Source organism: Alcanivorax sp. HI0044 (assembly GCF_001634945.1).
This window is the reverse complement of sequence record NZ_LWEZ01000164.1, coordinates 1-791: the sequence shown is the minus strand read 5'-3', so window position 1 is coordinate 791 and position 791 is coordinate 1. Positions and strand designations below refer to the sequence as shown.

Sequence of the window (791 nt, the reverse complement as noted above, 5' to 3'; positions counted from 1 at the left end):
GGCCGTCTTCATTCATCCATACCCATTCCACGCTGGGCGGCGGGTTTTGTGACAGGCTGCGCTGTGGCAGCTTGCCCATCAAATTCGCCCACACCGGCAAGGCGCCGCTGGAGCCGGTAATCCCCGCGTTTTTGTTGTCGTCACGGCCCACCCAGACCACCGCCAAGTGATTGGCCGAGAACCCGGCAAACCAGGCATCGCGGAAATCATCACTGGTACCGGTCTTGCCGGCCACTTTCAGATCCGACGGCAGCGCCGCACGAGCGGCACGGGCGGTGCCTTCTTCCACGACCTGTTGCATGGCCCACTGGGTCAAGAAAGCCGGCCCGGCCTCCACCACTTCGTCGGTGCTCACCGGGTAACGGGCCAGCGGTTTGCCGTCCTTGTCCAGCACATCGGTAATGGAGCGCAGCCGGGTACTGAAGCCACCGGTGGCCAGCGGCTGATACATCATCGCCACTTCAAACGGGGTCAATTCCAAGCTTCCCAACAGAATACTCGGGTACAGCGGGATATTGCGGGTAACGCCCAGGGTCTTCATGGTGTCGGCCACCTTGTCCAGGCCCACATCCAGCCCCAACCGCGCGGTGGCCTGGTTACGGGACAGGGCCAGCACATCCACCATGGGCATGGCGCCCTTGGCCTTCTTGTCGAAGTTCTGTGGCGCCCACACGCTGCCATTGGGCAACTTCACCTGAATCGGCCCGTCTTCCACTAAAGAGGCCAACGAGTAGGTTTCCGGTTGCTCAACCGCCGACAAGATCACCGCAGGTTTGGCCAGGGAGCCCATG

General features: G+C 62.2%; 1 protein-coding gene. It reads right to left on the bottom strand.

What is annotated here, in order from left to right:
• Positions 1-791: penicillin-binding transpeptidase domain-containing protein (locus A3730_RS01975; RefSeq protein WP_255364146.1), on the bottom strand; the 791-nt coding region annotated here is incomplete at both ends.